The organism is Peribacillus sp. P4_C12 (genome assembly GCF_056402095.1).
The window spans coordinates 1-620 of the sequence record NZ_JBFUIB010001137.1; the positions used below are offsets into that span (position 1 = coordinate 1).

1 pseudogene is annotated in these 620 nt (G+C 37.9%); it reads right to left on the minus strand.

The annotated features are described in order from the left end of the window. Window positions 1–131: 131 nt before the first annotated feature. Window positions 132–620: pseudogene (murB, locus tag AC1DUW_RS31790) on the minus strand (UDP-N-acetylmuramate dehydrogenase); the annotation flags it as partial.

Here is a 620-nt window from a genome sequence, read left to right on the forward strand (position 1 = left end):
ATGCGGTGCTCATCTACTGTTGTTACGACCGTTACACCAGTAGGATAATTCCCCATTACTTCTTTAAAAAGAGATACCTTCGTACTGTTTTCCATATTCAAACACACCTTTCAATAAATTATATTAAAGAGCTACTCCTGACCAATGATTTTAACCTCTGTTTCAATTTCAATATTGTATTTTCTTTTCACCGTTTCCTGAATATATTGAATCAAGTGCAGATAATCCGTTGATGTTGCATGATTTACATTCACAATAAAGCCAGCATGCTTCGTTGAGACCTCCGCACCCCCAATCCGTTTCCCCTGCAAACCGCTATCAGAGATTAATTTACCTGCAAAATAATTGGGCGGACGCTTAAAGACGCTGCCACAAGAAGGATATTCAAGTGGTTGTTTTTGTTGCCGAAGTGATGTAAATCTATCCATTTTTTCTTGGATTTGCATTGAACTTCCTTTCTCCAATTGAAAAATTGCCTCTAGCACCATATAGTTCTCTTTCTCAAAAATACTCTTTCTGTAGCCAAACTGGAAATCAGATTCATCAAGTGTACGAAGATCTCCAGACATCGTGATCACTTTAGCCTTTTTTAGGACAAATGAAATTTCACCGCCATAGGC